This window comes from Gallicola sp. Sow4_E12, from assembly GCF_052116305.1.
In the GTDB taxonomy this organism is placed as follows: Bacteria; Bacillota; Clostridia; order Tissierellales; family Peptoniphilaceae; genus JBQKLI01.
The window spans coordinates 70388-96654 of the sequence record NZ_JBQKLI010000010.1 but is presented as its reverse complement, the minus strand read 5'-3'; the positions used below and the strand labels follow the sequence as shown (position 1 = coordinate 96654).

33 protein-coding genes are annotated in these 26267 nt (G+C 34.3%); 4 read left to right on the top strand and 29 right to left on the bottom strand.

The features are described from left to right. Nucleotides 1-142 precede the first annotated feature (142 nt). The 7 genes from pyrE to pyrB are packed head-to-tail and all read right to left on the bottom strand — an operon-like array spanning nucleotide 143 to nucleotide 5732. Nucleotides 143-712 carry an orotate phosphoribosyltransferase gene (gene pyrE / locus ACTQ46_RS07060; protein WP_441748420.1) on the bottom strand — a complete coding sequence of 190 codons (570 nt, stop codon included), beginning with the start codon at nucleotides 710-712 and terminating at the stop codon, nucleotides 143-145. Nucleotides 713-730: 18 nt separating this feature from the next. After that, nucleotides 731-1627, bottom strand: a complete 897-nt coding sequence (locus ACTQ46_RS07055; RefSeq protein WP_441748419.1) for a dihydroorotate dehydrogenase — start codon at nucleotides 1625-1627, stop codon at nucleotides 731-733. Further along, complete coding sequence (locus ACTQ46_RS07050) at nucleotides 1620-2348, bottom strand: dihydroorotate dehydrogenase electron transfer subunit (RefSeq protein WP_441748417.1); 729 nt, start codon at nucleotides 2346-2348, stop codon at nucleotides 1620-1622. The genes ACTQ46_RS07055 and ACTQ46_RS07050 overlap by 8 nt, the downstream gene beginning before the upstream one ends. Next, nucleotides 2338-3192, bottom strand: a complete 855-nt coding sequence (pyrF, locus tag ACTQ46_RS07045; protein WP_441748415.1) for an orotidine-5'-phosphate decarboxylase — start codon at nucleotides 3190-3192, stop codon at nucleotides 2338-2340. Before pyrF ends, ACTQ46_RS07050 begins: the two co-directional genes overlap by 11 nt. Continuing rightward, the gene (locus ACTQ46_RS07040; RefSeq protein ID WP_441748413.1) at nucleotides 3189-4379 is read right to left on the bottom strand and encodes a dihydroorotase; all 1191 of its coding nucleotides are present in this window, start codon (nucleotides 4377-4379) and stop codon (nucleotides 3189-3191) included. Before ACTQ46_RS07040 ends, pyrF begins: the two co-directional genes overlap by 4 nt. Then, entirely contained in the window at nucleotides 4369-4812 is a 444-nt protein-coding gene (locus ACTQ46_RS07035; protein WP_441748411.1) for an aspartate carbamoyltransferase regulatory subunit, read from the bottom strand. The genes ACTQ46_RS07040 and ACTQ46_RS07035 overlap by 11 nt, the downstream gene beginning before the upstream one ends. Then, nucleotides 4812-5732 carry an aspartate carbamoyltransferase gene (pyrB, locus tag ACTQ46_RS07030; RefSeq protein ID WP_441748409.1) on the bottom strand — a complete coding sequence of 307 codons (921 nt, stop codon included), beginning with the start codon at nucleotides 5730-5732 and terminating at the stop codon, nucleotides 4812-4814. Before pyrB ends, ACTQ46_RS07035 begins: the two co-directional genes overlap by 1 nt. Nucleotides 5733-5916: 184 nt before the next feature. On the opposite strand from pyrB, the gene ACTQ46_RS07025 reads away from it, so the two are divergent. After that, nucleotides 5917-6132 carry a CDIF630_02480 family spore surface protein gene (locus ACTQ46_RS07025; protein WP_441748407.1) on the top strand — a complete coding sequence of 72 codons (216 nt, stop codon included), beginning with the start codon at nucleotides 5917-5919 and terminating at the stop codon, nucleotides 6130-6132. Nucleotides 6133-6169: 37 nt separating this feature from the next. On the opposite strand, the gene ACTQ46_RS07020 is transcribed toward ACTQ46_RS07025, so the two are convergent. Genes ACTQ46_RS07020 through ACTQ46_RS06965 form a run of 12 tightly spaced genes read right to left on the bottom strand, consistent with a single transcriptional unit; the run spans nucleotide 6170 to nucleotide 17355 of the window. Continuing rightward, on the bottom strand, nucleotides 6170-7408 hold the full coding sequence (locus ACTQ46_RS07020) for a glutamate-5-semialdehyde dehydrogenase (RefSeq protein WP_441748405.1): 1239 nt from the start codon (nucleotides 7406-7408) through the stop codon (nucleotides 6170-6172). Continuing rightward, a complete protein-coding gene (gene proB, locus ACTQ46_RS07015) occupies nucleotides 7402-8202 on the bottom strand; it encodes a glutamate 5-kinase (RefSeq protein WP_441748403.1) in 801 nt (266 codons plus the stop codon). The genes ACTQ46_RS07020 and proB overlap by 7 nt, the downstream gene beginning before the upstream one ends. Next, nucleotides 8203-8745, bottom strand: coding sequence for a class IV adenylate cyclase (locus ACTQ46_RS07010; RefSeq protein ID WP_441748401.1), 543 nt, complete (start codon nucleotides 8743-8745; stop codon nucleotides 8203-8205). Continuing rightward, entirely contained in the window at nucleotides 8745-9467 is a 723-nt protein-coding gene (nagB, locus tag ACTQ46_RS07005) for a glucosamine-6-phosphate deaminase (protein WP_441748399.1), read from the bottom strand. The genes ACTQ46_RS07010 and nagB overlap by 1 nt, the downstream gene beginning before the upstream one ends. A 4-nt stretch (nucleotides 9468-9471) precedes the next feature. Next, nucleotides 9472-10152 (bottom strand): metallophosphoesterase, encoded by a 681-nt coding sequence (locus ACTQ46_RS07000; RefSeq protein ID WP_441748397.1) that lies wholly within the window; start codon nucleotides 10150-10152, stop codon nucleotides 9472-9474. Between the two features lie 12 nt (nucleotides 10153-10164). Beyond that, the gene (locus ACTQ46_RS06995) at nucleotides 10165-12405 is read right to left on the bottom strand and encodes an ATP-binding protein (protein WP_441748396.1); all 2241 of its coding nucleotides are present in this window, start codon (nucleotides 12403-12405) and stop codon (nucleotides 10165-10167) included. Further along, a complete protein-coding gene (locus ACTQ46_RS06990) occupies nucleotides 12402-13484 on the bottom strand; it encodes a metallophosphoesterase family protein (protein WP_441748394.1) in 1083 nt (360 codons plus the stop codon). Before ACTQ46_RS06990 ends, ACTQ46_RS06995 begins: the two co-directional genes overlap by 4 nt. 8 nt (nucleotides 13485-13492) lie before the next feature. Then, complete coding sequence (locus tag ACTQ46_RS06985) at nucleotides 13493-14110, bottom strand: hypothetical protein (protein ID WP_441748392.1); 618 nt, start codon at nucleotides 14108-14110, stop codon at nucleotides 13493-13495. 10 nt (nucleotides 14111-14120) lie between these two features. Further along, nucleotides 14121-15188 carry a molybdopterin-guanine dinucleotide biosynthesis protein B gene (gene mobB, locus ACTQ46_RS06980; RefSeq protein WP_441748390.1) on the bottom strand — a complete coding sequence of 356 codons (1068 nt, stop codon included), beginning with the start codon at nucleotides 15186-15188 and terminating at the stop codon, nucleotides 14121-14123. Between the two features lie 2 nt (nucleotides 15189-15190). Further along, nucleotides 15191-16390 (bottom strand): molybdopterin molybdotransferase MoeA, encoded by a 1200-nt coding sequence (locus tag ACTQ46_RS06975; protein ID WP_441748388.1) that lies wholly within the window; start codon nucleotides 16388-16390, stop codon nucleotides 15191-15193. Nucleotides 16391-16422: 32 nt separating this feature from the next. Next, nucleotides 16423-16647: a YdbC family protein gene (locus ACTQ46_RS06970; protein ID WP_441748386.1), complete on the bottom strand. Its 225-nt coding sequence runs from the start codon at nucleotides 16645-16647 to the stop codon at nucleotides 16423-16425. A 12-nt stretch (nucleotides 16648-16659) separates the two neighbouring features. Further along, the gene (locus ACTQ46_RS06965; RefSeq protein WP_441748385.1) at nucleotides 16660-17355 is read right to left on the bottom strand and encodes a hypothetical protein; all 696 of its coding nucleotides are present in this window, start codon (nucleotides 17353-17355) and stop codon (nucleotides 16660-16662) included. A gap of 193 nt (nucleotides 17356-17548) precedes the next feature. Here ACTQ46_RS06965 and ACTQ46_RS06960 point away from each other — a divergent pair, with 193 nt between their 5' ends. Both ACTQ46_RS06960 and ACTQ46_RS06955 read left to right on the top strand, forming a co-directional pair. Then, the gene (locus tag ACTQ46_RS06960; RefSeq protein WP_441748383.1) at nucleotides 17549-18172 is read left to right on the top strand and encodes a regulatory protein RecX; all 624 of its coding nucleotides are present in this window, start codon (nucleotides 17549-17551) and stop codon (nucleotides 18170-18172) included. After that, complete coding sequence (locus ACTQ46_RS06955) at nucleotides 18165-18476, top strand: GIY-YIG nuclease family protein (RefSeq protein ID WP_441748381.1); 312 nt, start codon at nucleotides 18165-18167, stop codon at nucleotides 18474-18476. Before ACTQ46_RS06960 ends, ACTQ46_RS06955 begins: the two co-directional genes overlap by 8 nt. Nucleotides 18477-18499: 23 nt before the next feature. Here the strand turns inward: ACTQ46_RS06955 and ACTQ46_RS06950 are convergent, their stop codons facing one another. From ACTQ46_RS06950 to ACTQ46_RS06940, 3 genes are read right to left on the bottom strand one after another with little or no spacing between them, the layout of a single operon-like run. Continuing rightward, nucleotides 18500-19285, bottom strand: a complete 786-nt coding sequence (locus ACTQ46_RS06950; RefSeq protein WP_441748379.1) for an ABC transporter permease — start codon at nucleotides 19283-19285, stop codon at nucleotides 18500-18502. Continuing rightward, nucleotides 19282-19911, bottom strand: a complete 630-nt coding sequence (locus ACTQ46_RS06945; protein WP_441748377.1) for an ABC transporter ATP-binding protein — start codon at nucleotides 19909-19911, stop codon at nucleotides 19282-19284. The genes ACTQ46_RS06950 and ACTQ46_RS06945 overlap by 4 nt, the downstream gene beginning before the upstream one ends. Before the next feature lie 15 nt (nucleotides 19912-19926). Further along, nucleotides 19927-20814: a DegV family protein gene (locus ACTQ46_RS06940; RefSeq protein ID WP_441748375.1), complete on the bottom strand. Its 888-nt coding sequence runs from the start codon at nucleotides 20812-20814 to the stop codon at nucleotides 19927-19929. 109 nt (nucleotides 20815-20923) lie between these two features. On the opposite strand from ACTQ46_RS06940, the gene asnA reads away from it, so the two are divergent. Further along, on the top strand, nucleotides 20924-21934 hold the full coding sequence (gene asnA / locus ACTQ46_RS06935) for an aspartate--ammonia ligase (protein ID WP_441748428.1): 1011 nt from the start codon (nucleotides 20924-20926) through the stop codon (nucleotides 21932-21934). Nucleotides 21935-21970: 36 nt separating this feature from the next. On the opposite strand, the gene ACTQ46_RS06930 is transcribed toward asnA, so the two are convergent. The 7 genes from ACTQ46_RS06930 to ACTQ46_RS06900 form a co-directional block, all read right to left on the bottom strand. Next, nucleotides 21971-22885 (bottom strand): RluA family pseudouridine synthase, encoded by a 915-nt coding sequence (locus ACTQ46_RS06930; RefSeq protein ID WP_441748373.1) that lies wholly within the window; start codon nucleotides 22883-22885, stop codon nucleotides 21971-21973. Continuing rightward, nucleotides 22885-23559, bottom strand: a complete 675-nt coding sequence (locus ACTQ46_RS06925; RefSeq protein ID WP_441748372.1) for a uracil-DNA glycosylase — start codon at nucleotides 23557-23559, stop codon at nucleotides 22885-22887. Before ACTQ46_RS06925 ends, ACTQ46_RS06930 begins: the two co-directional genes overlap by 1 nt. Then, nucleotides 23543-24010 (bottom strand): signal peptidase II, encoded by a 468-nt coding sequence (gene lspA, locus ACTQ46_RS06920; protein ID WP_441748370.1) that lies wholly within the window; start codon nucleotides 24008-24010, stop codon nucleotides 23543-23545. Before lspA ends, ACTQ46_RS06925 begins: the two co-directional genes overlap by 17 nt. 9 nt (nucleotides 24011-24019) lie before the next feature. Beyond that, entirely contained in the window at nucleotides 24020-24631 is a 612-nt protein-coding gene (locus tag ACTQ46_RS06915; RefSeq protein WP_441748368.1) for a YlmH/Sll1252 family protein, read from the bottom strand. A 149-nt stretch (nucleotides 24632-24780) separates the two neighbouring features. After that, nucleotides 24781-25053 carry a YggT family protein gene (locus ACTQ46_RS06910; RefSeq protein WP_441748366.1) on the bottom strand — a complete coding sequence of 91 codons (273 nt, stop codon included), beginning with the start codon at nucleotides 25051-25053 and terminating at the stop codon, nucleotides 24781-24783. A gap of 2 nt (nucleotides 25054-25055) precedes the next feature. After that, a complete protein-coding gene (locus ACTQ46_RS06905) occupies nucleotides 25056-25550 on the bottom strand; it encodes a cell division protein SepF (RefSeq protein WP_441748364.1) in 495 nt (164 codons plus the stop codon). 11 nt (nucleotides 25551-25561) lie between these two features. Further along, nucleotides 25562-26260 (bottom strand): YggS family pyridoxal phosphate-dependent enzyme, encoded by a 699-nt coding sequence (locus ACTQ46_RS06900; RefSeq protein WP_441748362.1) that lies wholly within the window; start codon nucleotides 26258-26260, stop codon nucleotides 25562-25564. Nucleotides 26261-26267 lie beyond the last annotated feature (7 nt).

The window sequence follows — 26267 nt, the reverse complement described above, 5'->3', positions numbered from 1 at the left end:
ATTTACTTAAACTAAATGGCAGACCAAGAAAATGCATAGAATTCAAAACACCTAAGGAAGTCCTTTTTAGTAGCTCACATTAGGTGTTGCATTTGAATTGACAATTCATCTACAAAAAAAAGAAGGTTTCCCTTCTTCCTTTTTACTTCATTTTTCTGCTGCCTGGTTTTACGACTTCTATACCTTCTTTACATAGAGGACAATCATCTGCGTCATATGTTTTTATGTCTAAAGAAACAGCAGGGTATAATTTTACTCCGATATCTTTGCCGCCTGTACGGTCTACTATAGAGGCGATTCCAACAACTTCTCCTCCGAGCTCTTCTAAAACTTTCTTCGTTTCCATAGAGCTTTTGCCCGTTGTTACTACATCTTCTACAATTAGGACTTTTTGTCCCTCTTTTATTTCAAAACCTCTTCTAAGAGTCATCTCGTTATCTACACGTTCTGTGAAAATTGCAGGAACGCCTAAAGCTCTGCCCAACTCGTAAGCAATAACAATTCCGCCCATTGCAGGTCCGCAGACAATATCTATTTCCTCGTCTTTTAATTTTTCTTTAATAAATGTACAGACTTCTTCTGCTTTTTCGGGATATTGTAATAATCTCGCACATTGAACATAACGGTCGCTGTGTTTTCCAGAAGAAAGTAAAAAATGTCCTTCTAATAATGCATTGCTCTCTCTCAGTAATTCTATCACTCTATTTTCCATAATAATCCTCCTCGTCGATTATATAATACCTCTGATTTCATCTAAAGATTTAATATTCTCATCTTTCATAAATTTTTCCATCCCTTCAATGATGTCTATCATAACTGTCGGTTCTATAAAGTTCGCTGTTCCTACCTGAATCGCTGTGCTTCCAGCCATTATAAATTCTATGGCATCTTCCCAAGATTGGATTCCGCCCATTCCTATTACAGGAACTTTTACAGTATCATAAACTTCTTTTACCATTCTAAGAGCAATTGGCTTAATAGCCGGTCCTGACAATCCAGCCGTAATATTATTAAACACAGCTTTTCTCTTATATATATCGATTGCAATGGCGTTGAAAGTATTCACTAAAGACAAGCAGTCAGCACCTGCTTCTACACAGGCATAGGCCATTTGTTGAATATTTTCTGCATTCGGAGATAATTTAACCATTAAAATTTTATCGGTTGCTTTACGAACTTCAGAAATTACCTTTGTAGCATCGGGACATCTAATACCAAAAGCCATCCCTCCCTCTTTAACATTCGGACAGGATATATTCAGCTCGATGATTTTAACATTTGTCTGACTGATTAATTTTATGCTCTCCACATAATCTTCTACCTGTGCTCCGCCGATATTTGCCAAAATTTCTGTATCGAAAGACTCCATAAACTCTAAATCCTTTTTAATGAATTCTTCTACAGAAGGATTTTGCAGGCCGATAGAGTTCATAATTCCTGAAGGAGTTTCATGAATACGGATCCCGGGATTACCATCTTTTTTAATCAAAGTTAATCCTTTTGTAGAGATTCCGCCTAGACGATTCAAATCCATATAAGTTTCAAATTCTCTTCCAAAACCGAAAGTTCCGGATGCCGCAATGACTGGGTTTTTTAATTCTACACCGCATATATCTGTTTTAAGCATCAAAAACCACCTCGCTCGCTTCAAATACCGGTCCATCATAACACACTCGCTTAACGCCCTCTGTCGTTTTTACTCCGCATCCTAAACATGCCCCTATGCCGCAGGCCATATGAGCTTCTAAAGACAAGAATACTTCTGAGTTCAGATCAAGTTCTTGAACCGCTTTCATCATCGAATTCGGTCCGCAGACATAAACTTGATCGTATTCATCTTTTACCAGATTCGTTACATATCCTTTCCTTCCAGTATTTCCATCTTCTGTTGAAATTAAAATTTCTTCCGTGAAGTTTTCAAATTCTTCCGTAAAGTAAGGTTCATATTTGAATCCAGCATATAAATCAATCGATCCTTCTAAGTTTTTTGCTAAATATAAAAGAGGTGCAATTCCAATTCCGCCGGCAATCAAGGCGGTCTTTTTACCTTTTTTAATCTCAAATCCATTACCTAATGGACCTAATAGATCGATCTCGTCTTCTGCATGGAGCTTAGATAATATTTCTGTTCCCTTTCCAACGATTAAGTATAAAAATGTAATTGTTTCGTCATCTCTGTCGCAGATACTTAAAGGTCTTGCAAGAAGTGGATAGCCGTTCCATGCTTTAAGCATATAAAACTGTCCCGGCTTGCCTTCGAATTCGCCCTTAAGAACCATTTTATAAACATCTTTGCCTGCCTTTTCATTGCTAAGAATAATTCCTTTTTTGTAACCTTTATCTTCCATAGATATCACCTCTCATTTTTTCTACGGCTTCTCTTGTGTATTCTTGGAATTTTTTCTCGCCATCTTCATGTTTTTTGTAGGCTGTGATAATTCCTCTAGAAGAGTTTACGACCCCGCCGTTAAAATCATCTAAATAAAGACGAATATCTTCTGCTTTGCCACCTTGTGCTCCATATCCTGGAATCAAGAAAAACGAATTCTTATAACGTTCTCTTATTTCTTTGGCTTCCTCACTATGGGTGCCGCCTACTACAAAGCCGATATTGCTGTAGTTATTTTCTCCTAAATAAGAATTGCCCATCTCATAAATGGCGTCTCCAATATGATAATAAAGCGGCTCCCCCTTATAATCCAAATATTCGATATCTTTCGCTCCCGGATTAGAAGTTCTCAGCAGCACAAAAATACCTTTATCGCCTTTTTCTACAAAATCTAAATAAGGAGTAATGCTGTCAAAACCCATGTAAGGATTAATGGTTATAAAATCTACTTCAAAATCGCCGCTAAAATGAGCTTTTCCATATTCTTTTGCAGTATTTGCAATATCTCCTCTTTTTACATCCCCAATGGATAAAAGATTTTTCTCTTTTAAATAAGATACCGTTTTAGAGTAGGCTTTCATTCCCTCAAGTCCCATCGCTTCATAATAAGCAATCTGAACTTTATAGATTCCTGTTATATCCTCAGTGCAGTCTATAATTTGCTTATTATATTCAAACACTATCTCCGCTATATCAGATGATTTTTCTTTAATAGAAGATGGGATATAATCAAGATTTGTATCTAAACCTACACATACAAATCCTTTTTCTCTTACATTTTCATATAAGCGGTCAATTATCATAGCAATTCTCCTTTATCGTATTTTAATTCTCCATTTACAAAGGTTTTAAGGATGCTTCCTTGTACATTCATTCCATTATAAGGAGTATTTCTAGATTTGGACAGAAATTTTTCAGAATCGATTGTTGTTTTTCCGTTTAAATCTATGATTGTAAAATCAGCGTCATAACCAGGCAAAATTCGTCCTTTACTATTCAGTTTCAAAATTTTTGAGCCGTTGTAGGACAATAGAGCGCTTAATTTTGATAAAGAAAGCTTTTCTTCTTGGACTAATTTTTTATAGCAGATGTAAAAACTAGTCTCCAAACCTACCATCCCCGGTGCTCCTGCCTCTTTATCTTCTTTAGAGTGGGGTGCATGATCTGTACCGATGCAGTCTACGACTCCATTTTTTATACTTTCAATTACAGCTTTAACATCTTCTTCCCCTCTTATCGGCGGATTTACACGATAATCCAGGTCGTAGAAAAAAAGATGATGTGGTGTCACTTCGCAAGTAACAGGATATCCCATTTCTTTGCCAAAAGCGATCGTCTCTAAAGAGTCTTTTGTGCTGACATGGGAAAAGTGGATTTTACAATTTGTTTTTCCAGATAAATAGACATCACGGATCGTGATAAGATCTTCTGCTAATCTATAATCAATAGGAGATAATTCTCCATCTTCCGCATGAACCATAATTCCTTTGTTTAAAGAAGCTGCTTTAAGCATTGCTTCATACATAATTTTATTTGACAGAATACCTTTCCCATCATCCGATAAAAATGGAATATCTTCAGAAAGGGATTCCATATCGATTAACTCTTTTCCCAACAATGCTTTTGTAACACTCACTACCTGCAGTATATTAATTTTTGAAAGAGATCTTCCCCTCTCCATTATATTATCATATAGTTCGCTATCATCTACTATAGGCTTTGTGTTTGCCATTAAATGAACTGTAGTGTAACCTCCTGCAAGAGCCGAATTGGAACCAGTTTCTAAATCTTCTTTATACAAATAGCCGGGATCCCGGAAATGAGCATGAAGATCGATGAAACCAGGCCATAAAGTTAGCCCTGTTCCATCGAATACTTCTTTTTCTCCACTGTCTAATTGTCCGATTTTTTGAATCTTGCCGTTATCAAATTCTATATCGCTGATTTCATCATAAAAAGGATCGATGATTCGAATATTTTTAATGATCATTATTGTGATCCTCTAAATGATATAAATGATCGCAATAATCACATTTATAAAGTTTCTTTTCTCGATTAACTAAAGAAAACTTATGAACAATATTTCTCTCGGTACTGGTAATACAACGAGGATTGCTGCATCTTAAAATATCTTCCACTATTTCAGGCAGACGAATATTTACTTTTTCTTTTATCTTTTCGTTTTCAATTATATTTACAGTAAGAGAATCATCTAATAAACCTAATATCGACAAATCCATATCGAGAACATTTTCGATTTTTATCATATCCTTAGTACCGAATTTTTTTGAACTTGCATTCATAATTAACGCCACTGTATAATCGGCCTTATCCAGTTCTAAAAATTTGAATATTTCATAGCCTTTTCCGGGCTGAATATGATCGATTACAATTCCCCTTGATATACTATTGATATTTAACATTATTCAACCCCCAATAATTTTAGTATCAACGCCATACGCGCTATCACACCATATCGAGCCTGTTCAAAATACATCGCTCTAGGATCATCATCGACTTCTACTGCAATCTCGTTGACACGTGGAAGCGGATGTAAAATAACCAAATCAGATTTTGCATCTTTCAATTTTCTATTATCTAAAATATAGCGGTCCTTTAGACGGATATAATCAGCCTCGTTAAAGAAGCGTTCCTTTTGCACACGGGTCATATACAAAATATCCAGCTGTCCTATGACTTTCTCTAATTTCTTAGCTTCTTCATAACTGCATTTTTTGTTATCCAGTTCTATTTTTAAATACTCAGGGATCTGGAGCTCTTCTGGAGATATAAATACAAAATGATTATCATCGTAATTGCTCATGGCTTTTGTTAAGGAATGAACCGTTCTTCCAAATTTCAAATCTCCGCAGAAACCGATCGTCAAACCGCTGAATTTTCCTTTTGATTCTTTTATTGTCAACATATCTGTTAATGTTTGAGTTGGGTGCTGATGACCGCCGTCTCCCGAATTGATAAGAGGTACAGAGCTGTAATGGCTCCCCCAGTTTGATGAACCTTCTTTAGGATGTCTCATGGCTATGACATCCACATAATTGCTCACCGTTTTTATGGTATCTGCTAGTGATTCTCCTTTTGAAGTAGATGAAGACTGGCTCTCTGAAAATCCGATACAATCTCCGCCGAGTCTGTGAATCGCAGACTCAAAACTTAAACGGGTTCTTGTAGACGGTTCAAAAAAAAGAGTCCCTAAAATTTTTCCCCTACATGAATTAGAAAAATTCTCAGGACTCTTATTAATGTCTTGAGCTAATGCCATTATCTCGTCAATCTCTTCAACGCTAAAATCATCCGTATTGATTAAATTTCTACCTTTAAGCATTGAAATACCTCCTTTATTATTAATCCTTTTTTATGGATATGCTAATCTTTTTCGTAATTAAAGATACCACAACTCATGATGAATAACAAGTAAATAAAATCATTATTCTTCTTATATTTTATATTCTCAATATTTGGGTATATATAAATAGAAATACTTAATCATCTTGAAAGGAGAATTAAATATGACTACTAATGAAAACAATCTAAAAAAAGACTCTAAAGAGCCGGCTAAAGGAACTTATAAAGCTTATAAAGACGATAAGCGCCCATTAGATAATGAAACAGATTCTGATATCTATTCAAACAGTACTTGCGAAGAAGGCGATACTAAGATGAAAATTCCAACTGAAAATTCTGTAGAAGATGCTAGAGAATGGACAAATGAAAATCAAAAATAAAAAAAATTCTGATCATTTTTTAATGATCAGAATTTTTTTATCTTATTTGTCCTTGACCTAATATAATATATTTGCTCGATGTCAGCCCTTTCAGGCCAACAGGACCGCGAACATGAAGTTTTTGGGTCGAGATTCCCATTTCGGCTCCCATTCCAAATTCTGATCCATCTGTAAAACGGCTGGATGCATTGACATAAACGCAGGCACTATTCACTCTTTGAGTAAATGCCAGGCTATTATTGTAATCGTTTGTAATAATAACATCTGAATGATGGGTTCCGTATTTTTCAATATGCTTAATAGCTGTATCTACAGAATCCACTACTTTAATAGAAAAAGCATAATCTAGATACTCTTTATAAAAATCTTCTTCTGTTGCCGCCGAAGCATTTTTGATTTTACCGATCGACTTCTCACAGGCATGCACATCGATTTTATACTCATTGATAATCTTCTCAAGCCCCTTGTAAAAGGAATCCCCGACAGTTTCATGCACTAAAATTGATTCCATGGCATTGCAGACACCGATTCTTTGAGTTTTTGCATTTTCAATTATTTTCAATGTCATATCGATATCAGCACTTTCGTCTACATAAATATGGCAATTTCCTTCTCCAGTTTCTATTACCGGCACTGTTGCATTTTGAACTACAGATTGAATTAGTCCTCTGCTGCCCCTTGGAATTAATACATCTACATATCCATTTAATTTCATCAATTCCTGAGCAGATTCCCGTGTAGTATCTTCGATAAGCTGAACACAGTTAGGGTCTGTGCCACAATTTTTAAAGGCTTTTTGTACCGCTTCTACAATTTTTTTATTTGTTTCTATGGCTTCTTTTCCGCCTCTTAAGATTAAAGAATTCGAAGACTTTAAACATAAAATACTACAGTCTAAAGTAACATTTGGACGTGCTTCATATATTATAGCAACGACTCCTATTGGCACGCTTGTTTGACCTATTTTAAGTCCATTAGCAAGGGTTTTCATATAATCCATCTTTCCAATTGGATCTTCAAGATCATAAACTACTTTTACTGACTCCTGCATTGATTTTATACGATCTTCAGTAATTAATAATCGGTCAAGCAAACCTTCGGTAAGACCATTTTTTCTGCCGTTTTTCATATCTATTTGATTAGCTTCAATAATTTCATTTGAAAACTCAGATAATTGATTGGATATTTCTTGTAGAATTTCATTTTTTTCTAAGGTAGTTTTCTCTAGCAGTTCATAAGATGCTTCTTTTGCTTTTTCACCTATATGTTTTAACATTCAGTTCTCCTTTTTCTAAAAATAGTTCCAATTTCTTCGCCGTCTACAATTCTGCGGATAATATTCATATCCTCGCCGCTTGCGATAACAACATCGATGTATTGATCTAAACAAAGCCTGCAGGCATTGATTTTAGTTACCATACCGCCAGTTCCGACTTTTGTATTGCTCCCTTTCGCAATTTGGAAAAGAGATTGATCAAATTCATTTACTTCTGTAATTAATTTGGCATCTGGATTTCTATGAGGATCATCGTCATACAATCCGTCAATATCAGATAAAATAATCAGCAAATCCGCATGAATAAAACGAGCAACTACTGCAGAAAGGGTATCATTATCTCCATATTCTATTTCTTCTGTAGAAATCGTATCATTTTCATTGACGATGGGAACTACATCCATATCCAGAAGTTTTTCAAACACATTAATTGTGTTTTCATACATGGTGGGGTCTGTTTCGATTTGACGTGTTATTAATAATTGAGCAATATTATAACCGAAATCATTCATAGCCTTTTTATATGTGTTCATCAAGACAACTTGTCCGACAGCAGATGTTGCCTGTTTGCCTATCGTATCTCTAGGTCTTTCTTCTAAACCTAGAAACTTCGTACCGCAGCTGATCGCAGCAGAGGACACTAGTACTACTTCTACTCCATGATTTTTCAAATCTGCGATAGCCCAAGACAAATCCTCAATTTTTGAAAGATCCACAGTTCCATTTTTATGGGTTATAGAAGAGGTCCCTACCTTAATTACTACCCGTTTAACTTTTTCTTCAAATCGTTTCATTTACCTTTCCTTTAGCTCCTGCTGTAATTGAGTAATTGATTTGGTTGAAATATTTTCCTCCGATATTTCAAGCAGTTCAATAATCTCCTTTAAATCTTTCTGATTTTTAACTTCTATTTCCATATAGGGATATGGATAGGTCTTCTCATCCCAATAATCAAAATCTAGTCTTGCTCCTTGGAATTCATAGGAATATCTTTCCTTAAACCCTTCATGCATCTGGTCAAACTGTAAATTTTTTAATATTTCTTTCATTCTATCCACATGATCAAATTCTACAGTATATTCATAATTTTCTCGGACTGTATCATTTTGTATCTTCTTTTTGAAAGTAAGCTGATTCTTCGAAATATTATTATCCAGATCTTTTAGCTGACGTATTCTTAGATAGGAATCTTCCTCTATTAAATCAAATGAAGAAGAACTAATTACAGTATTTATCTGCTTTTCATGAGCTATTTTTTTTGCTCCTAATGCTATAGCCCTTTTCTTTATCTTCTCGATATCTTCATTTAATATTTTGACTTCTAATTCCTGTTCCATTATTCTCCAAAAGCCTCCTTGTCAATAATGACAGTAACATCTGGATGCAGGTGCAGCAAAGAAGCAGGACATTCCGTTTTTATTTTTCCAGATCGAAGAATATAATCTGCAGCTTCTTTTTTATTTTCGCCGCTGATAAGAAGCAGGATTTTTTTTGCACTGAAGATTGAACCCATCCCCATGGTAATCGCTTTCGTAGGAACGTCTTTTTCTGAATTAAAGAAACGGGCATTTGCCTCTATCGTCGACTCTGTAAGATTTACAATATTTGTTTCCACTTTCAATTCTTCAGCCGGTTCATTAAATGCAATATGTCCATTAACTCCGATACCAAGTACCTGGATATCGACACCGCCTGACTCTTTCAGCATATTTTCGTATTTTTTTGCATCTTCTTCGGGATTTTCGCCATCGCCTTTTGGAAGATGGATATTTTCTTCTGGAATATTCACATGATTAAATAGATTGTCATGCATAAAATAGTCATAACTTTGATCATGATCTTTTGATAATCCAATATACTCATCGAGATTAAATGTAGTCACTTTGCTAAAGTCTAACCCATTCTTATTCGCTTCGATTAACTCTTTATACATCCCTACCGGTGTAGAACCTGTAGCCAGCCCTAAAACAGCCTTGTCGTTTTTTTTGATAATTTCAATAAATATTTTCGCAGCTTCTTTGCTTAACGTTTCATAATTTTGAGTTTTAATGACTTTCATTCTTTCACTCTCCTACTTTTATTGGATAAAATTCTAGATAATCGCTAGAAGTACATACGTATTCAATACCATTATACGTCCCTTCTTGTACATTTTGCAAACCATCTCCATGGAGATGGCCATATATACACTTTTGAACATTATATTTTTCCATGATTTTACCAAATTCGTTTGGAATTCTCTCTTCGGAAAAGGGCGGATAATGGAGCATGCATATTATCTTCCCGCCTTTCGTGCTTTGTAAACTAAGTTCAAGCCGCAGAAGTTCTCTTTCAAATATTTTCACATCTTTATCGATGAAGTCTTTATGGCTTTTATCAATCCATCCCCTTGTGCCAGCTATCGAATACCCGCTATGTTCAAATGAATTATTCTGTAAAAATGAAATCGTCGATAAATTCAGTTCATTTAATTTTTTTAATGAATTCCACCAGTAATCATGGTTGCCTTTCAATAATATTTTTTTCCCAGGAAGCCTGTCAATACGATTCAAATCAACGGCAGCTTCCTTTTCATTCATCGCCCAAGTTATATCTCCCGGCACTAATACTAAATCTTCATTCTGGATAATATTTTCCCAATTCAAAAAAATACGCTCCTCGTAATTTGACCATGAAGATCCGAACAATTCCATTGTTTTCTTTTTTGTATAATCCAAATGAAGATCTGATATGCTGTAAATCAATAGTGTAACCTCTTATAAATTCATATAATGGTATTCAATGTTTTTATTATCCAATAATTCTTTTTCTCTTTGCTGACAGGTAAACAATAGTATTTGACGATAATCACTGATTTCAGCTAGATAATCAAGGAGAATACCCAGCCGTCTTTGGTCTGTCCGAATGAATGCGTCATCTAAAATCAGAGGAAATTCGTCTTTAAAGATCTCTTCAATCAAGAATAAACGAATTAAAATCATAATCTGATCAAAGGTTCCAGAGCTTAAACTTTCTTCAGAGATATACTTATCGCTGCTGTTTAGAAAAGATAAATTAAACTGATCTCCCATTTTAAAAACAGCACCTTCCCCTCGCAATTCACTCATTAAAGTAGAAAGCATTTTATTAATTCTAGGGATATAATTCTTATAGATATTATTTTTTGCAAGATTAATCGATTCGATGGCAAGTTCGATCCCTTTTCTTCTATCATTATAATACTCTATTTTAACATTTAATTCCTCTACACGCTCTGTGGACTCTAACAATTGTTCAAGTTTTGGTTCCAAAAAGGATATTCTTTCCTTCAAAGCAGATATTTTCGTGCTGTTATCTCTAACCTTTTCGTTTATCGTTTCAAATTTCTCTACATCTTTCTTTTCCAGCTTCAGATCTCTCAAATAATTCAAACGTGTAAAATCAAATTCACTTTCTACTTGTTTTAAGAGTGATTTTTTTTGTATGCAGGTTTCAATAATTGATTTTTCTCTGTTCTTCAAATTCTCTAATTCTTCAAAAGTAAGAATATCAACTTTATCAATTTTGAATAAAAAAGCTCTAAGTTCCTCTGTTTTTTCATCTTCCTGGCGGATCAAATAATCTATCCGAAGATCATAGTCCTCTATCTGTTCTTGAATTAACGTATATTCGCTTGTTGAAGAGGCATCGGTATGTAGAGGCATATAATTCTGCAGCAGCTCTTTTGTAGATAGTTTAGGGAGATCGTAGTCCATCACCAAACTTTTTGTTTTCTGCTTAATCTCATCTTTTAATTTCTTTTGTGCAGAAAACAAAAGCAGAACTGCCAAGATCACCGCAGCCAATAATACTAACGATATATAGAACACATTGATTTGTCCGCTATAATAACTGTATAAAAACATCAGTAATGGAAGTATCGAAAAGAAGAAAATATATTGTATCCTTTTCGATAATTTTTTATTTTTCACATACCTTTTTTCAATTTCTTTATACCGATTTTCAACATCTTTATTAAGATGAAATTCCGAATGCAGTTTTTTTAACCGCTGGAAAGATTCTTTTTTAGCCGTGGATATTCGATCATAATCATTTTTAATTCGATCTAAAGAATGCAGGTTCGATATGTACTGGTCTATCTCTTCATCTGAGACAGTGTTCAATAAATGAGATGTTTTTATTTCCAATTCTAGAGATTTAATTTCATTGTTCAAATTATTCTTCATATTCATAGCCGATTCTAAACGGCTGCGTTCTTCGAATAAGGCTTGTGTTTGAGATAAGCTGAACTCCTTCTCTAGCAACTCCCTTTCTTCTTCTAATGCTCTTAACTGGCTTATGGAAATCTTATACTCTTTTCTTATATCTTCTAAAGATTCCAGCTCTTTCAGCAGATTCTCTCTTTCATGGTGCAGGGAGCCTAATGGTTTTTTCTTTGCCTTTGTTGTACCTATTTCATTTTTTAAATTCACTAAATACTGTAAACTGGAATAAGCAGAAAATGACTCTAAAGCTTGTGCAGAATGCTGAGTCAATTGATCTTGAAGTATTTCTTTTGTCTGATCTTCCATACTCAATAGATCTTCTTGTATCACAAAAACTTTTGAAAAAAGCTCGGAACCTATGCCGAAAAAAAACTCTCCAGGAAAAGAAAGATTGGACCTGGAATAACCTTCCAGCTCTGGACTAATATCTGTACCCGTTGTTTCATCATAGATGTAGTACTCTTTAGAAATAAAATCTCTATAAATCCTGTATTTATTTGAATTTGTTTCAAAAAGTATACTTCCCCGATAGTTTCTGCCCTCCCACGGCATATATTTATCATAATCAGCGGTAGTACGAAGAGTTCTTAAATAAGACTTCGCAAAACCGTAAAAAATTCCTTCTATAAATTTGAAAATTGTAGTTTTGCCGCTTTCATTTTCTCCATAAAGCACATTAAGACCTGTACTAAAATCGATAATCTGATTATGAAATTTTCCAAAATCGATTAAATTTAATTCAACTATTTTCATTTTTCACCATGTTCTATCAAAGCCTCCAATCCAACTTGCAATGCTATTTTTGAAGCAGGATCTTCTTTGCGCATTTTTATTTCATCAATGAATAAACCGATCAAATTAGACCGATTTAATTCATAAATCTTTTCAACATCATATTCTTGGCTGATATTATCAATTATTTCTATATATTCAAAAAAACCGCCCAACTGTTCCTTTAGGCTCTCCATATCAATTTCATATTCTTTAGATAATGACCCTTCTAAAATCAACCTCAAATAAACTTTATTTGAATAGTTCTTTTTTATTTCCGACAGTTCCCCTTCCAATTCATAATAATTAAAACTATTATCGATGGTAAAGACATGCTCCAAGAAAACACTCTTTGAAAGAGAGATTCTTTCTGTGCGTAAAACTCCATCTTCTATTTCTCCGTAAATAACACCATGGGCGCCTTTCTCTCCAAAGTCTAAAGGTTCTATCGAACCGGGATACATCGTTCTAGAATCGGCTGCCGCAGGCTTATGGATATGGCCAAGGGCTATATAGTCGAAAGGATACTTCTTAAGCTCTTTTCGGTCAATTGAAAGATATGGAGAATCTCGGTCATATACATCTCCATGGATAGCTAAGATATTTGTTTTCTCTTCATTCAAAAGCAGATTGTCTAAAAGATTTTCTTTTTTGAAATGCTGATTTTCAAAGGCTATTCCGTATATGTCCGCCTTCGGAAATTCAAGCTTTTCAATCCTTTCATTTTTAAACAAAAAAACATGATCAGGCATTTTCACAACAGTCCATAAACTGTCCTGCCGATAGGGATCATGATTTCCTGGTGTAATAATTATATTGATTTCTGGAATAAGATTAAACAAATCCACTAATCGCTTCATTTCGGAAAGTGTAAAATACTCTTCATTAAAGAGGTCTCCCGTAAGAAATATAAAATCAACTTCTTTCATTTTTGCTAGTTCAAACAAAGACTCTACACTTCTCCATATATCGTTACGCCTCTTAATCGCAATTTCTCTTAAAGACGAATGAGCAAAACTTGCGGATAAATGAAAATCTGATCCATGTAAAAAAGATAACACAATGCCTCCTATCCGTAATAACGGTATTTCTTCTTATGGTCTAAACGAATATATATCTTAAGCTGATCTTCTCCCAATTCAAATAATTTCATAAATTTGATCAGCAGATTACGAATTTGAATTGTATTAAAGTGGGTCTCGGCATATAATTGTCCGATTTTTACAGGTTTTTGAAGTTTTGAACTGTCTTTTGAAAAATAAGGTTTCTTAATCCCGTTATATCTGGCTTTCTTTTCTACTGAATAGAATAGTAAAGGATCCATCCTGCATAATTCTTGTAAAATCTCAATATAGAGTTCTTTGAAAGAATTAGCTTCTTTATATTTGTTTTCAATAAATGTATAACCTTTTGGTTTCGTATAAGTAAAATCATCGCTTAAAGTTAAAAAGTCTTTTTTATTTTCTTCATCTAATTCTTCAAACAAAGATAATTGTATCCCTTCTACCGGCAATATATTTAGAATTTCTTTAAGAAGTCTGCTAAATTCGTCTATTTTAGTATAGTAATCCCGATTTTCATATTGATCTGCTTTTTCAAAATCTTCCATCAAAGCAGTACAATGATCGTAAAGTTCCAATATTAATTGTGGGTTTTCGTTTTTAATCTGATCAAAATACCGCTTCATAATAAACCTTTCAAATAGTGTTCTTGTCTTTTACGAATAGCTCGTATAGATATTGTGCAAATACAGAAGGCTGGTTCAAATCAAAATGAAGTCCTTCTCCAGTATAAGGTATATCGCTAATGATCCCTAAACGATTCACAGGATTGGATTGGGGGACTTCCGATACGCTTTTTCTTAAGATCTCGAACTTTGGCAGCGGTTCTCCTTTAAGTCCTTCTATAATCATAATATCCTGCTTTCCTCTTTCTCGTTCGAGAATTTCTTTATAGTCAATTCTATTTTTTTCATAACGAATTTGTGCTATTTTTTTTTCGTTAAAAATAATCACATTCTTTGCCCCGGACTCAGCGTAAGAATAGGTATCTGTACCTTTTTGGTCTATAGAAAAATCATGTCTCCCATCGTGTTTTAGTACTGCGGTTTCTACGCCCATCTCCGACAAAGAGCGAAGAACTCCATTAATAAAGGTCGTTTTTCCAGTATTTTTTAAACCACAGATGCTTATGCTGTTTCCAAAAGATCGTATATATTCATTCGGACGATTAACATTGTCCAATAAATTTAGGGGAAAAGCCGTTTTTTCTAGGGGTATATATTTCACCCGAAGCATCTTTAGTAAAGAAATCAGCTTCAGCTTTTTTTGTTCTAGTGAAATTTTAAAAAACTCTGCCAGTTCTTTACGGTAAAGACCGCATAAAGGATGTATTTTTCCATTCAATGTAAAGAGAACACAGTCGTAATCTTCCTCTATAAAAAGTTCTAAAAAATCCGGTATTTCTTTTTTTATAAAGGGGAGATCGACTGCGCAAATAAAATTCCATCTATAGGAAGTCGCCTTTAATACTTCATAAATTCCGCCCACAGGTCCTGTTTCTGAAAAGCTGTCTTCTACAATAGTAATATCTTTGACTGGAAGAGAAGAAAGAGTCTCTTTATGATTTACTGATAGGTAGATGGGATATTTTTCCCACATCTTAATCTTTCTCTCTAAAAAACTGCAGCCAAAAAAATCAAGCTGGCTTTTAGCTGTTCCCATCCTGCTGCTTTTTCCACCTGTTAATATACTGATTCCTATCATAATTATGGAAGGTAAAAACCTTCTATCTCCTCTCCGGGTTTTATTTCTGTATTTGGCCTTTGGATAACCATAACATTGCAATCCACCATATTTGATATCACGGAGGATTTATGCACCTTATCTACTAGATAAACCTTCCCTTGTTTTTCCTTCGCCCGAACGAGTCTTGTTAAACGGCTTTTTTTAAGATAACCTTCTTCTATAACAAGCTTAAATCTTTTCAATTGTAAATCTTCGCTTCCATAAAAGGCAGATGCCACCGGCCAAAACAAAACATTAAAATTAGCTAATGAAGCATAAGGGTTGCCTGAAAAACAAAGCAGAAGCTTGTTTTTATAAGATGCTGCTAATACAGGAGTACCTGGCTTCATAGCTACTGAATGAAATAAAATCTCTGCTCCTATATGCTTCATTACATCTGGCATTAAATCTTTATCTCCTACTGAAACGCCCCCTGTAGTTAAAAGGATATCGCTTTCTTCCAAATTAGATACTATCTGCTCAGATAGACCTTGAATGTCATCGGAAGAAATAGATAGATTTTGAATTTCTATGCCGTTGTGAAGAAGATTTGAAGCAATAATATAATTAGTGCTGCTAAATATCTTTCCTGGTTCCAGCTTATTTCCTGGTTTCAGCAATTCGCTTCCGGTAGAAATCAAAGAAACCTTCATCGACTTAAATACGGGTACCCGATCCCTTCCTATACTTGCCAAAATTCCTAAATGAGTACTAGTAATTTTTGTTCCTTTTGAAAATATTAAATCGCCTTTTTTAACATCTTCTCCTATAGGGCAGTAATGATTGTAAGGCGGGATTTCTTCGTAAATCTCGACTTTGTGCTCTCCATAATTTGTCAGCTCCTGCTTTATCACAGAGTCATAGCCTTCTGGAATAAAAGAACCGGTCATTAACCGAACAGCTGTTTTTTCACCAGCCTTGATTGTAGAAAAATCACCGGCATATATTTTTTCTATAACAGTAATTTCTATAGGATTATCTTTTGAGGCGCCTTTTGTATCGATAGACCGCAAAGCATATCCATCCATTGCAGATTTCGGAAAATCCGGTACATTAATATCTGAATAAATATTTTCTGCTAAGATTCTTTCTGTCGAATCTAAAAGAGAGACGACCTCAATATCGTTTTGCCTGCGGACTTTTTCTACTAGTATTTGGACTGCTTCATTTATTTCTATCATATTAATCTACTCGATTTCTATTTACACAAGAATTATTTTTCAAATTCTTCCTTTAGTAATTCGTACAATACTTTCGCTTCTTCTTCCGACAATGTAATTCCTTTGCTCATTCTAGTATGATCGGGATTCCATTCTCTAATATCCATCTTCGCTTCTCTTTCATTGAAGCTGACAAAATTCAATTCTTTACGCCATCCCTTTGCATTTTCCGATAATACTCCAAGTTGTTCAACAATATCATATTTAAATTCAGCCATATTTTTCCTCCCTTATTGTGGTAATTCTACTGAATTAGGCAATATTGACATAAAAATATAATCTAATTCATCAATAGATACTTGTAATATAGAGATATCTTGATAGATCTGATCCCTAATCTTCTGATTATTCATTATTTTTATAGGTGTTGCAATCGACTTATCTTTACGCGATAAAGAATGAAGATTCTTTTTATCCATTTTTTTAAGCGTATTCAAATAAAACTTCATCATTCGCATTGACTTGAAATGTAGCGCATGATTTGCTCGTATAACAATTTCTTGAACTGCATCAAATTCCATAAAAGGAGTAGCTATTTCATTAATTTCATCAAACATTTTAAAGATTCGATTTAAATCCTCTCTGTTTTTTACATCCATGGTATACTGGGCATCGATATTAGAGGAACAGGATTTAATAAGAATCTCTTGTATTCTCAAATTATTAACATTGCTGTCTCTTTCTTCTTGATCGATTTTTTGATAAATGCTGTTAATAAAATTTTTAGTTTTCAAAAATTTGCTTTGCTGATGAAATAATTCTAAAGCTCTTGTTCTCTTCATTAATGTTCGCTGCAAAAAGCTTCTTTCTATTAAAAGATCAGAAAAACTTTTTTTTCTAAGTATTTCCATCTGTTCATTGCTTAAAGTGGTCGGTAATATTCTATAAAAATCGCTTTCGTTATTTATAGTTATATTTTTATTCATTTGTATATCACCCCATTATTCAATATTGTACAGATTATAATAAAAAAAGTAAAGTTTTTAGACCTTCCTCAAAGATTATGATATTATTATTTAGAGGTGATGAAATGAAAGATCGTAATAAAGCTCTTCGAATAGTAGCTCTGCTATTAGCATTGGCTATGATTATACCTATGATAATGGTGTTCTTTGTAAGATGATTATCACAAAAATAGGCTACGACGATAAAACAAATTTGTTTATAATCGAAACTCCGAAAGAATCTTTCCAGATCAGCTATGAGGATTATGAAAAATATCATCTTCAAAAAGATCAAGAAATTAATCCTGATCTCTACGATAAACTGAAGAATATCGCACTAAAAAACAAAGCTTATGCCGATGCAATTAATTTTTTGTCTTATCGAATCCGAACTGAAAAAGAAATCAAGGATAAATTGAATAAAAAATACAGCTTTGAAATTGTCTCTAGTATAATTGAAAAATTGACAAGAGAAGGTCTGATAGACGATTCTTATTTTGCGAGGGTTTATATTGAATCAAAATTAAATACAACAAATTGGAGCGTAAGAAAGGTAAAATATCAATTAGGAAATTTAGGAATCAGCAATGATGTTTTTGAAGAAGAGCTGTCAAAACTGGACTTTAGCACTTCTGAAATCCAAAACGCTCATAAATTAGTCTCTAAACAAATCGAAAAATGGAAATCAAAATACAGCGATACTTATGCTTTAAGAAACAAAATCTATGCATATCTCTCCTCTAGAGGTTTTAATTATGATACGATCTCTGCTGTAATGGAGGAATTCGTAAATGAGTAATTTTGTTTATATGCTGCTTTGCAATGACTTATCCCTTTATACAGGATATACAACGGATTTAGAACGCAGAATTCAACAGCATAATGCAGGAAAAGCTTCTAAATGCACTCGGTCTAGACTTCCTGTAGAATATATTTTTTATCATTCCTGCGATACAAAAAGCGAAGCTTTAAAGCTGGAATGTAAAATCAAAACCCTTAAAAGATCTCAAAAGATCGACCTTATTCAAGATGAACTGTTTAATCTTTTCACGCAGGACAAAGAATTTGATACTGTTTTTAAAAAAATAAAAAACAAGGCCTGATATATCCTATAGAGCCTTGTTTTTTATTTGTAGTGAACCATAATTTGATTTCTATCATTATATAATGTACTGTAGCCTGCATATAGACATAGAAACACTGTCAAAGAAACAACAGTTGCAATCGCTATGATGATCGCTATCTGATAAATGATCGCCGTCATCGGAAGAGTGCCTGATAAAATTTGTCCCGTCATCATTCCTGGCAGATTCACTATTCCCATGCCCAGCATACTATTTAGAGTTGGAAGCATAGCAGTTTCCATAGCTCTGTTTACAAAAGGAATTAGTATTTCTTTTGGATGTGCCCCAGCATTTTGAAGGGCTTCAATTCGAGCAGCGTTACCCCGGATCTGTTCTGCAAAGCTCTTTAATCCAAGCTGTACTCCTGTCATAGAATTCCCGAAAAGCATCCCCCCTATAGGAATAGCATATTGGGGATTAAACAGGGACACGCCTACTACAATATAAATAAAAAAGAGCAGAACCGCAGACCCCGAAAGACCTATAGATATTGCAATAATCCTTCTAAATCTTTTATTATCGATTTCAAAATTGCTGAGAACTCTGTAAATAGAAAAGACAATCATAGCTGCCAAATAGCCAAGTATAAAGACAGGATGGGGATTCTTAAAAATATAAGTCAATACAAGTCCCGCAAGCACCAGCTGCAGCGACATCCTAAACCCCGCCAGCACCAATAGTCTTGTTTTGTCGATACGGGAAAACTTCATGATCCATAAAATGATTAATAAAAGTATATAGACACTTCCAAACTGAACCAGACCAATTTCTGTTACATTTGAATTCATTGCTCATCCCTTCCAATACGGATAATTTCCTCCGCGAATTGTTCTTTCAACTGCTGATCGTGGGAGACTACTATTATAGTATTTTCTTTTTCTTTTCTTAAAGCTATTAAATTTTCAAAAAGTTCAGAAGCTGTTTTATCGTCTAATGCTGATGTCGGTTCATCCAATAACAGCACCTTCGGCTGAAAGGATAGAAAGATTGCCAAATATACTCTCTGCCGCTCTCCCCCTGATAATTTTGCACATAGGGTATCAAGAGGAAAATCTGCCATACAAAGAGCTAGGTAGTAGCGGAATTTTTCCTTTGAAGGTAGAGGCGTTTTTCTGTATTTGTAAAAACGTTCAAAATTTTCCTCAATTGTTCCGTCAAATAAATAGATCTGCTGGCTGACCAAAAGCACTTCCCTGCGCAGTTCTAAAGTATCCCATTGTTCTAATGGCTTTTTTTCATAAAGGATCTCTCCGCTTTCTGGAGAAATGGTTGCATTTAAGAGATGAAGCAGCGTACTCTTTCCTGTTCCGCTTCCTCCGATTATAAAGGTCGTTTGATTGGAAAATATCTCAATTGAATCATAGTTTATTTTGTCGTAGACCCTGACATTTTTTATTTCGAACAGCTTCTGCATCCTGTTTTATCTCCATTAAGCTCCAAAGTTTCCTGTCTTAGTTAAGTAAAATATTGCAATCGTACCCGGACCTGTATGTGCACCAATAGTACAACCAATATCAGATACAAATATATTAGATGCCCCTATTTCTTTTTCAATGATATTCTTTATTTTCTCAGCTTTCTCTAAACTATAGCTGTGATAGACATAAATCTCTTGTTTCTGCAGCTCTTCTTTTGTAGAATCTTCCAGCATCATTTTCGCAAGGAGTTTATATACTTTCGTTTCGCCGCGAGCCTTGTCGTAAGACTCTAATTTTCCGTTTTCTTTATTAATACGCATTGCAGGTTTAATATCCAGTACTCCAGTAACAATCTTTGCAGCTTTGGAGATTCTGCCGCCGCGGTATAAATAAACAAGATCTTCAGCACAGAATAAACTATTTAAATTATCAATTAAAAATTCTGCATACTTCTTCACATCTTCTAGACTATGGCCCTGATCTATATATTTTTGCAATTGAACAGCTATTAAAGATACACCGCCAGAAGCCCCTTTCGTGTCAAAAATATGGACATTATCCTCATTATTTTCATCTTTCAGTTTTTGATAAGCTATCTGTGCGGATTGGTAAGTCCCAGAGATGCCGGATGACATCGCTAAACAAAGCACAATATTTCCTTTTTCTATTTCTTCTTTGAAAACTTCATAAAAACTCTCTGGCGAAGGCTGAGATGTTTTATATACAGTACCTTCTTTCATATTTTTATACAATTCTTCTTTGCTTAGATCATAGTAATCTTTATATTCGATACCTTTATTGGAATCGATTACTGTTAAAGGAACAATCTTCATAATCTCCTGATCTATCCAAGTAGATGGAATATCGCTACCGGAATCAAGAACAATTTTTATCGTCATAGTATCACCTCTCCTAAATTATACCATAGAAAAATTATAATTTATGAAATTGACTCGATGAACAGTATTCTATATAATAGGACTGGAATTCAAAAATCGGAGGATAAAAATTATGTTAATTTTACCAGAGGGTTACAGCTCATCATTAGATATCATAGAAACTCAGAAAGCAATCAAGTCTATTAAAGATTTTTTTGAATCTAATTTGGCAAATAAATTAAATCTTACACGTGTTTCTGCACCTCTTTTTGTACCGCAAAGTACAGGGGTCAATGATAATTTGAATGGTGTTGAAGTACCGGTGCATTTCAAATTCCGAAATGGAGATCAAGTAGAGGTCTTGGAAATTGTACAATCTCTAGCGAAATGGAAAAGAATTGCATTAAAAAACTATAATGTTCAGCCCGGATATGGAATCTATGCGGATATGAACGCCATACGACCTTGTGAAATTACAGATAATACACATTCTCTTTACGTGGATCAATGGGATTGGGAAAAAGTAATTACAAAAGAACAACGTACTAAAGAATTTCTGATTTCAACAGTAGAGTCCATCTATGGCTGTCTTTTAGAAACTCAAGAAATGCTTAAAAATACTTACAGCGGATATTCCCCTGTATTAAAAGATAATATTCACATTAAAACATCACAGGAACTGGAAGATTTATATCCTTCTTTAAGCCCTGAACAACGAGAAAAGGCATTTTGCCGCGAACACGGCGCACTCTTTCTTATGGAAATCGGAGGAGTGTTAAATTCTGGAAAACCGCACGATAATAGAGCTCCAGATTATGATGACTGGAGCTTGAACGGAGATATTATTGTGTGGAATCCAATTCTCGAGGACTGCCTTGAGCTTTCATCTATGGGAATCCGTGTAGATTCACAGTCCCTGGTGGAACAGCTTCGTATTCAAAATGAAGAAGAACGATTAAAATTAGAGTATCACAGCATGCTGACAAGCGGTCTCCTCCCCTTGACAATAGGCGGCGGTATCGGACAGTCAAGAATTTGTATGCTTCTTTTACAAAAAGCTCATATCGGGGAAGTCCAATCCAGCGTATGGCCAGAATCTATGATTCGAGCCTGCAAAAACAACGGAATAAATCTTTTATAAAAATATAAGCTGATATCATATTGATATCAGCTTTTTCTATTTAAAATAACAGCAGCCCAGCTTTTCTAATACTTTCATAAACTCTTCATCCGGTACCGACTGAATGCTTATTTTTTCACCCGTGTTTGGATGAATAAATTCCAACCTGCAGGCCGATAAAAGCTGTGAGGATACCTTTAACTTTTCTTTTCTTAGACCATATACCGGGTCTCCTACTATAGGATGATGTATATATTTCATATGAACCCTGATTTGATGAGTCCTTCCTGTGTCAAGATGGATCTCTGCAAGACTATAATTATCATTGTTCCATACTATTCTATAGGAAGTATGCGCCTCTTTTGAATTTAAGCCGTTTACTGCCATCTCTGTGCGTTTATTCGGGTTTCTTCCAATAGGCGCATAGATATCTCCTTCTGTTTCGCTGAAATCTCCATTGCAAAGGGCATAATAAATCTTTTTAATCTTTCGTTCTTTAAAAAGGATCTGCAGTTTTTCATGGATTTCATTGTTTTTTGCAATAATAAGCAGACCTGTTGTATCTTTATCTAAGCGGTGAACAATTCCGGGCCTCTCCTCTCCTGAAAGGTTTGATAATTGATCAAAGCGATACAATAGGGCATTTACAACTGTATTTTCTCTTACAGAGTCCGTAGGGTGTACGATTTTCCCTTTCGGTTTAAATAAAATAAGCAAATCCTCATCTTCATAACGTATATCCAACGGGGAATTTTCCTTCTGTATTTTCATTTCCTCTTCAGGGAGCTGAATTCTTATAATATCGTCTTTTTGAACTTTATAATTCGACTTTCTTTTTTTTTCATTTACAAATACAGATTCTTTTATTATTTTTTGAAGTTTCGATCTGCTGATATTTTCTATATTTTTTGATAGAAAAAGATCAAGTCTTGAACCTTCGCCATCTTTTATTATAAATTTTAGTTCTTTCATTATATATTCTCTATTTGCCAATCTATGGGCTCTTCCTTATGCCGGATCAAAAATTGATTCGTCTTTGAAAAGGGTCTGCTTCCGAAAAATCCTCGATGAGCCGATAAAGGAGATGGATGAACAGACTTTAAAATAAGATGATTTTTGTTTTTAATCAATGGAATTTTGTTGATTGCGTTTCTGCCCCAAAGAATAAATACCATTTCTTTTTCTCTGCTGCCCAACAGTTCAATAATTCGATCCGTTAAAATATGCCATCCTAAATCTTTATGGGAATTCGCTTGGCCTTCACGTACTGTTAAGGAGGTGTTAAGCAGTAAAACACCTTGTTCTGCCCATTTCATAAGATAACCGTTATTCGGAATGCTGCAGCCTAAATCTTCATGAAGCTCTTTATAAACATTTCTAAGGGAAGGCGGAATTCTTGTTCCCGGAAGTACTGAAAAACTAAATCCATGAGCCTGGCCTTTACCATGATATGGATCCTGCCCTAAAATTACTACTTTGACATCCTCATAATCGACGCGTTTTAAACTTTCGAATAATAGTTCTTTGTCAGGAAAAACAGTATTGTGACGGTATTCCTCAATTAAGTTTTTCCTTAGTTTACGATAGTATTCTTTATTCCACTCTTCTCTTAAGAGTTCATCCCATTGATTACCAATTTCTACCACTCTCTTTTTCCTCCTTTTGAAACGATGACAGTATAAGAACAATACATCCTATCACTACAGCCATATCTGCTATATTAAAAATCGGAAACCCGTACCCGTTTGGAAAACGATAGGATATAAAATCAACAACAAAACCTCTAAATATTCTGTCAATCATATTTCCAACAGCACCGCCCAAAACTAACCCTATCCCTAATCTCATAAGAAGGTTTAAAGACTCTTTGTGTTTTAAATAAAAATAAACTAAATAGCCGATTATAAGAATTGAGCTAACCATCAAAAACCATTTCTGATTTTGTAATATACCGAAGGCTGCACCTCTATTTTCAAGATACACAAGAGATAAATGGTCTCCTATTAATGAAATGGTTCTTCCGTCTTTTAAATTGATTGCTAAATATTTCGTAATCTGATCTATAATCAGAACTGCTACAACGACAATTGGCAACATAATCTGCTCCTATACTATTTTTTTAATCAGAAGAATAAATTTATCTTTTCTGCTTTTCCCAAGAACCTCCGTTATATAAAAACGACCGTGCTTTCGGACAGAAATCATATCCCCTTTGGAAAGAATCTTGTTCTTGGACTTGATCAATTCATGATTGACTTTGACATATTCCTTCTGCAATAAAGTGTTGGCTTTGCCTCTCGAAATATGAAGAACAGAAGAAAGAAGCACATCGATTCTCATAGAACTGACGGTAACTTTTTTATCCATTGTACTATCTTCTTTTATTGGAATCTCTTCCTCGAAAACTTCCAATTTCACGCGATTTCTACCGACCTTTTCCAGATTCTGGATAATAAAATTTGTAATTGTTTTTTTTAATACTACATATGCAGTGTTCTCATCTATTATAATATCGCCTATTTTTTTTCGCTCAAGACCTAATCCCAAAAGAGATCCTAAAATAGAGGAATGTGTTAACTCCTGGGAACAGCTGATCTTAACAATCTGGACTTCTTCTCTAATATCTTTAGATTCTAAATATTCGCCCATTAAGACAACGGCTCTTTCACAGCCTTCATAACCGCCATACTTTATATAATCCATCTTCTGATTGTTCAATAATGAAACTGCATATTCCAGTTCCTTGGGATTAAAAAAATCTGAGCAGACTACGATTGGCTTGTTCAGTACTAAAACGAGACTATCAATAAACGAATCGATAGTCTCTTTTATTTCCGGATCAGCAATGTGGCCGATGATACTATTTTTTAAAGTACTCTTATTAATAATTCTATTACACCTCGCTCGATAAATGACAGGATTAGTACTGTCAGGATAGGAGACCAGTCGATAATACCTCTATTAAGTCCTATAGATTGCAGAAAGTTTCGCATCGGTGCTAAAAAGATTTCTGTGAAATCGTAAAGATATCGGATAATAGGATTATCCATTGGCGGTCTTATCCAAGAAAGCAGAATCCTGATTAGAATCGCATAATTTATAATACGGAATATAACGCTAACAAATCTATAAATATTCATACTTATAACTGATAAAATCCTTTACTTTGTATTTGGTCTTTGATTTTTCCATCAATATCTATTCCATTTGGAGCGATTACGAATATGTCTTTCGTCACTTTTTGGATTTTTCCATCTAAAGAGTAGATGCCGCCGCTTACAAAATCGAATATTTGTCGTTTTTTATCTAATTCAAGCATTTCTAGGTTAAGTACGGCTACTTTTCGGGATAAAATATCGTCTAGAACTGCAGGAGCATCATCAAAATGAATTGGTTCATGTATAATAATTTTTACTCTATCTTGTGCATTTTCTTTAATATTAACAATATTGGATCTCTTAATACGATCATAGCTGTTTTTATCTTCTTCAATCATTTTATCTTCTACAGCTTCTTCTTTATAAGGTGATTCATAGTCGTCGTATTCAGGATATTCCTCATACTCGTCATAGTATTCATCATTATACTCATCACCAAAACCTAACCATTCTTTAACCTTGCTTGTAAACTTTGCCATCCTAACTCCCCCTATTTTTTACTATAATCTCTTTCTCCAAATATGGATGTGCCAATTCGAACCATATTAGACCCTTCTTCTATCGCTACTTTAAAATCATGGCTCATCCCCATAGAAAGATATTCCATATCAAAATTGTTTAATTTTCTTGAATTAATATCATCATATAATTCTTTCATTTTTTTAAATATAGGTCTTACTTTCTCCGTATCTTCAAAAAATGGTGCAATCGTCATAAGACCTTTGATTCTAACAAAACTACAATGTTCAATTTTTTGAATAAACTCTTCGAGATTTTCCAAATAAATACCCGCTTTGCTTTCTTCTTCTCCAAGATTTATTTCTATCAGACAATCGACGATCTGCTCTTTTTGACGTCCTCTTTTTTCTATCTCTTTAAGCAGCGAATTTCTATCTAACGAATGAATCAACACAGATTTATCTATTACATCTTTAACTTTATTGCTCTGAAGTGCACCAATCATATGGATACGGACACTATCGCCTAGTTCTTTCTCTTTGCGAAGGATTTCTTGGACTTTGTTTTCTCCAATATCTGTAATGCCCCATCCTATTGCTTCTTGAATTTTGTCGCAATCTACAGTTTTAGATACTGCAATTAATGTAAAGGGCTCATTTTCCCGGTCTAAACGCTGCAGCAACTCTTCAATATCCCTGTTTATTAAATCTAAATTATTATAAATTGTCATAATATCA